A 6,299-nucleotide genomic window follows, 5' to 3' on the forward strand; every position below is an offset into this window, starting at 1 on the left:
ATATACAGTTCAAGTTCCAAATGATTTCTGCGGAAGGGTTATGAGTGATCTTAGAAAGATGAGGGCTTCTATTGAAGATATAATAGCCAAGGGAGAGGAGACAACTTTAAGTGGAAAGATACCTGTTGATACATCGAAGTCATATCAAGCAGAATTGCTTTCCTACTCAAATGGGAAAGGTATTTTTATTACTGAGCCTTATGGTTATGATATATATAATGGTGAGTCTATAACTAATGATATTAGAAATAATGATAATGATAGTAGCAAAGAAGGACTGAGATATTTATTTCAGAAACAAAGTGAAATTTGAAAGGAGCTTAAGTGCAATTATCAGTTAAATATGGATAAAACCTATATCTATAAAGGTTTTCACCATATGTACAAAAAAATGAACCATGGGATAAACATCAATACGTAAAACAAGAAATGGTGGTAGTATATAACTATGGATACTAAATAAGGTTTTATATATATGCTATAGCAGAGGATGCTTTAAGATCTTAGGAAGAGCTTATTATGTTTTTAGATGATTGGCTTAAACCAAATCGTGTAAACTACTCATTAAATCATTTAACAAAAATATTTAAAGAGGAGCTAGTTAATAATTAATATTATAACAATACATGAAATCTTTTAATAAATCTTAGTGGTTCAGATATAAAAGTCTGGGCCGTTTTTTTTATTTCCCTAGAAAGGAGGTTACCTGCATGGTAAATGACGAAGTCAATAATAAGGCTATAAATATTGAGATTAAGGTTGCAGAGTATTCAGCAAAAGCAATCTTTAAGGCAATTAAAAAGATTATGGAAGATGCAGCTGAAAAAAGCCAACCACTTGCTGACTATCTTAGTGAGAAAAGGAAGACTAATTCAAGGAGACTTAAGGATATGGTTAAAAAAGGTCAGCTTGAAAATATTGAACTACAAAAAGGTGAAGTCAAGGAACTTAAAAAACAACTTAACCGATATGGAGTAAGGTTTTCTGTAATGAAGAATAAGGAGGCAGGACTATACTCTGTATTCTTCCAGGCAAAAGATACTAAGGCTATGGATCTAGCCTTTAAAAAAGCTATAGAAAGATATGAAAAGAAAGAAAATAAGAGAAATTCAACAAGGGATATTTTAAATAAGTTTAAGGTGAAAGTGAAAAATACAGTAGTTAAAGACAAGGTGAAAGAAAAACACCAGCAACAAGAAAGATAAGGAGAGAGGCATTTAAGAGAAATTTTAGATGTCTTTTTTTATTGAGATGAGGTGAAGTGAATGGATTTTGATTATTTCTATGGGAGAGACGCTGAAAGCTTTAGGTTTATCCGCTTACCTATAGTTCTTATTGAAGATGAAACGTTTAAAAGCCTATCAATAGATGCTAAGGTGCTTTATTCCATGTATCTGTCAAGGAGTACCTTATCTTATAAGAATAACTGGGTAGATGAAACTTGGAAGGGCAATCATCGATATTTATCTGATTACAGGAATCAAATGACTCATAGAAATTCACCTAATGTAACAGGAGTTTTAGGTCAAGAATTTAATATGAAAACTCCACCAATATATCTTATTAAAAGGACCAGTGAAGATTACTCATATATTATTAATAAGCTAGCTAGCTTAACCGAAAAAATTGAATCTGAACTTATAGCATAATATAAAGATTCAATTATATAATACAATTTAATTTTTAAATCAAAAATCATTAAAATATTTATCATACCCTTGACACGAGAGGAAAGTGCGGGGTTACTGGTAGCTGCAATGAACGAGATGATTATAGATGCAAAATCAAAAATCACATCACCACTTGAGCTAGAGCAAAAACAACTAAAGATTAAAGCAGAACAACTTTTAGGTTTAGAAGTCCTATCCAATATCTATATGCTTGCAATTCTAAACATGATACTTATGGGAGATGGTAGTTCAAACATCTTAAATAAAGACTCGCTCCTTGATTTTGACGGTAAATATGGATTTGGTAAAACAGATGAAAAATTCCCGGCAACAGCTTTTGTACTTAATCCACCTTATTCAGCAGAGGGCAATGGAATGATTTTTGTAGAAAAGGCACTGTCTATGATGAACAAGGGCTATGCTGCAATTATCATTCAAAATTCAGCAGGAAGTGGAAAGGCAAAAGAACTTAACAAAAAGATACTAGCAAAAAACACACTCCTTGCAAGTATCAAAATGCCTATAGATTTATTTGTCGGAAAATCAAGCGTACAGACAAATGTATATGTATTTAGAGTAGGAGAAGCACATCAAAAAGATGAAGTCGTGAAGTTTATCGACTTTTCAAATGATGGATATACAAGGACAAACAGAAAAAAAGCTAGCGTAAATCTTAGAGATACAGACAGAGCAAAAGAAAGATATCAGGAAGTGGTAGACCTTGTACGATTTGGTAAGAGCAAGCTAAATATCTTTACTGAAAAAGAATATTATGAGGGACATATTGACCCGGAAAACGGTTCAGATTGGAATCAATCAGCACCTATAGACACAAGACCAACTCTTGAAGACTTTAAGAAAACTGTAGCCGATTATCTCGCTTGGGAAGTATCCAATCTTCTTAAAAATACAGATAAGGAGAATGAACGCCTAAAAAAATAAATGCCTCACTGAACGAAAAACTCCAAAATGTTCAGTGGGGCGAGTATAGAATTGGAGATTTGTTTGAAAAACTAAATTTAAAATTTAAAAAATCAAAATTCGACAAAATAAATGATATTTCGAAAGTAAGAACTTCAGAGTTTAATATTCCGTTGGTTAATGCAAAGTTTGGTGATAATGGCATCATGTATTATGGAAGAAAAAATGATTTTGAAACAGCTTCAATGACAATTGATATAGTTAATGATGGTGCGATTTCAACAGGTTCAGTGTATCCACAACCACAAGCAACAGGTGTTTTATATAATGCGTATTTAATTAAACCATTGTTTGATGTTAATAATCATATGTTATATTTTCTTTCAACAACCATACAAAAATCTATAAAAGAAAAATTTGGATATGAAAATAAAGCAGGTTGGGAAAAGGTAAAAAAAGAATTTATCCAACTACCAACAAAAAACGGAGAGATAGATTTTGAATTTATAGACGCTTATATAAGCGAACTCGAAGAGGAGCGTATAAGCGAACTTTCCGCTTACCTAACGGTAAGCGGACTAGACAATTATGAATTGTCTAGCGAGGAGAAAGAAGCATTAGAAAATCTTAATTTTGTAGAATGGGAATCATACAACTTGGAAAGAATATTTGGAAAATCAACAAGAGGGAAAAGACTAAAAAGTGATGATAGAATAGCTGGAAGTTTACCATTTGTTACAGCTGGTGAAGCTGATACTGGAATATCAGATTTTATAGGAAATGATGTAGAAGTATTTTCAAAAAACACTATTACAATTGATATGTTTGGTTCGGCAAAATATAGAAATTACAATTATGGTGGAGATGACCATATAGCAGTTGTTCATACAGAAAAAATCAAATCAGAATCAGCAATATTTGTTACTTCTGCAATTCATAAGTCATCATATAACGGACAGTTTAATTATGGGCGAAACTTTTATGCAAAAGATGCTGACGCACTAAATATTATGCTTCCAACAAAAAATAATGAAATAGATTTTTCATATATGGAACTTCTTATTTCAGCCGTACAAAAACTAGTCATAAAAGATGTAGTGCTTTATGCAGATAATAAAATAGAAGCAACAAAAAAAATAGTAGAAAGTAATTAATACTAATTTATTTTGTATAAAATTTTAATAAGTAGCAAAATACTCTTGAAGGATAATATGAGTTACAAAATTTTATGATTTCATAAGTCTATAATTTCAAGGGAACTTAAATGATGAAAACAAATACATATCGTTAGGCTTAGCAAAAATGTCACAATATTTTTTGTAATTCATCATTATAAAAACACTCTCCTTAAGTTGAATTAAAGAGAGTGTTTTTTAGTTATTTTATTCTGATTTGGTGGTAAACTTTTTTACCTTTTTTAATCATCATTCTGCCTTCTTCGTCAAAGTTAGCAAGAGTGATAACTGCCTTAGGATCAGTAACTTTTTCATCATCAATTGAAATACCGTTTTGTGTAACAAGTCTTCTTGCTTCTGAGTTGGAGCTTGTAAGACCTGTTTCATTTAGAAGAGTTAAAAGTCCTTTACCTTCTTCAAATTCAGCTTTGTCATATTCTGTGAAAGGAACATTTTCTAGATCTGCTCCGCCGCCAAAAAGAGCTTTGGAAGCTTGACGAGCTTCATCTGCAAGTTGTACTCCGTGTACATCTTTGACAACTTCATAAGCTAAAAGGTCTTTTAATTCATTTAGTTGAGAACCTTCGTAGCTTTCATACTTTTCAATTTCTTCCATAGGTAGAAGTGTTAGAAGTTTTAAGAATTTTATTACGTCTCTGTCGTCTGTGTTTCTCAAGTATTGATACATTTCATAAGGAGTTGTCTTTTCAGGGTCAAGCCAAATAGCGCCGCTAACTGTTTTACCCATCTTAACTCCTGATGCTGTAGTCAATAATTTGAATGTCATTGAGTAAACTTTATCTTCTTCAAGTTTTCTAACAAGTTCATAACCACCTAACATATTGGACCATTGGTCACTTCCGCCAAGTTGCAATTTACATCCGTGTTCTCTGTAAAGATGTAGGAAGTCATAACTTTGCATCAACATATATCCAAATTCAAAGAATGTAAGTCCACGTTCCATTCTGTTTTTATATGCATCAAATGTAAGCATTCTATTTACGCTGAAATGAACTCCAATTTCTCTCATGAAGTTAAGGAAATTTAAATTTAAAAGCCAATCAGCATTGTTTGTAAAGATAGCTTTTTGGATTCCGTTTTCAGGGTCTCCTTCAAAATTTATTAATTTAGAAAGTTGTTTTTTAAAACATTCTGCGTTGTGGTCGATGTCGTCTTTAGTAAGTAACTTTCTCATATCTGATTTTCCGGAAGGGTCTCCAATCATAGTAGTTCCACCACCAAGAAGGGCGATAGGTCTATGACCAAATTTTTGCATGTGTTGCATAACTCTAACTTGTAGGAAGTGTCCTAAAGTTAATGAGTCAGCTGTTGCATCAAATCCTATATAAAAAGTTACACTTTCTTTTCCCAATAGCTCTTTTAGTTCTTCAGCATAAGTTGCTTGATCGATAAAGCCACGTTGTTCAAGCAAGTCATATACATTAGTTTTGTTTTCCATTTTTTCCTCCTAAATTAATTTAAAGTTTTATTTAGATTTATATTGACTAGCGAAGATTTAAGTATAAAATATTATCCAAACTAAATAAAATCTATTTTATTTTTAAGTTATAAATTTAGATAATAAAAAAACCACATGCATATAAAAGGACGCTTTCGTGGTACCACCTTTTTTCGCTTGTAGCCTCAATACTGTTTAAGCACAGTTGCCTTGGACTCCGGTATTGTAATTCGGCGCTAAGCTTACTGGGTTACCATCCGTCCATATTTACTTATCTATAAATATAGCTCATATAAAATAAATTGTCAATGAAATAAGCATATATCAATAAAATTAGATGTGCAATAGACTAATGTATGGTAATATATTTATGGAGGGTTTACTGCAATGAAGGTACTTTTATATAAAGAAGATTATGATGTTGTAAAAGATTCAGGCGTAGGAAAAGCAATAAAGCATCAAGAAAAAGCCCTTAGTGAAGCAGGGGTCAATTATACAACGGATATAAAAGATAACTACGACATAGTACATATTAATACAGTGTTTCCAAAATCATACATATTTACTAAAAAGTGTAAAAAGAAAGGGATACCTGTAGTTTACCATGCACATTCAACAGAAGAGGATTTTAAAAATTCTTTTATGTTCTCAAACCAACTTGCACCTTTTTTTAAGAAATGGCTTATAAAATGCTATAACAATTCAGATTTAACACTAACACCTACTGAATATTCTAAGGCATTACTAGAAAAGTATAATTTGAAAAGTCCAATTGAAGTTATTTCAAATGGAATTGATTTAAATTTTTGGAGAGCTAAACCATCTGATAGAAGTGTTTTTGATGAGAAATACAACACTTTGGGTAAGAAGGTAATAGTTTCAGTGGGGTTGTACATAAAGAGAAAAGGCATATTGGATTTTGTTGAACTTGCAAAGAGAATGCCGGAATACGAATTTATTTGGTTCGGATATACTGACCCAAAAATCCTCCCTCAAGAGGTAAGACAAGCAGTAAATGTAAAACTTCCGAATTTAAAATTTCCGGGATATGTTTCAAGTGAAGAACTGAGACTC

General features: G+C 31.8%; 5 protein-coding genes and 2 pseudogenes. 6 read left to right on the forward strand and 1 reads right to left on the reverse strand.

Annotated elements, in window-relative coordinates; genetic code table 11:
- The 5 genes and pseudogenes from SOR77_RS08260 to SOR77_RS08280 all read left to right on the forward strand — a co-directional run.
- A pseudogene (locus tag SOR77_RS08260) lies at positions 1–313 on the forward strand (tetracycline resistance ribosomal protection protein); the annotation flags it as partial.
- Positions 314–710: 397 nt separating this feature from the next.
- Complete coding sequence (locus SOR77_RS08265; RefSeq protein WP_025642388.1) at positions 711–1,205, forward strand: PcfB family protein; 495 nt, start codon at positions 711–713, stop codon at positions 1,203–1,205.
- 60 nt (positions 1,206–1,265) lie between these two features.
- Positions 1,266–1,448 (forward strand): annotated as a pseudogene (locus SOR77_RS08270) (replication initiator protein A); the annotation flags it as partial.
- A 270-nt stretch (positions 1,449–1,718) separates the two neighbouring features.
- On the forward strand, positions 1,719–2,612 hold the full coding sequence (locus SOR77_RS08275) for a class I SAM-dependent DNA methyltransferase (RefSeq protein ID WP_320636640.1): 894 nt from the start codon (positions 1,719–1,721) through the stop codon (positions 2,610–2,612).
- A gap of 8 nt (positions 2,613–2,620) precedes the next feature.
- Complete coding sequence (locus SOR77_RS08280) at positions 2,621–3,745, forward strand: restriction endonuclease subunit S (protein ID WP_320636643.1); 1,125 nt, start codon at positions 2,621–2,623, stop codon at positions 3,743–3,745.
- A gap of 223 nt (positions 3,746–3,968) precedes the next feature.
- Here the strand turns inward: SOR77_RS08280 and tyrS are convergent, their stop codons facing one another.
- A complete protein-coding gene (gene tyrS, locus SOR77_RS08285) occupies positions 3,969–5,225 on the reverse strand; it encodes a tyrosine--tRNA ligase (protein ID WP_320636641.1) in 1,257 nt (418 codons plus the stop codon).
- Between the two features lie 387 nt (positions 5,226–5,612).
- Here tyrS and SOR77_RS08290 point away from each other — a divergent pair.
- On the forward strand, positions 5,613–6,299 hold a 687-nt coding region (locus tag SOR77_RS08290), incomplete at its 3' end, for a glycosyltransferase (RefSeq protein WP_320636642.1).

The sequence above is a fragment of the Peptoniphilus sp. genome, assembly GCF_034090345.1.
In the GTDB taxonomy this organism is placed as follows: domain Bacteria; phylum Bacillota; class Clostridia; order Tissierellales; family Peptoniphilaceae; genus Peptoniphilus.

Excerpts from the sequence above, each read along its gene's own strand:
- SOR77_RS08265 (WP_025642388.1), top strand. The coding sequence starts at position 711 with ATGGTAAATGACGAAGTCAATAATAAGGCTATAAATATTGAGATTAAG.
- tyrS (WP_320636641.1), bottom strand. The coding sequence starts at position 5,225 with ATGGAAAACAAAACTAATGTATATGACTTGCTTGAACAACGTGGCTTT.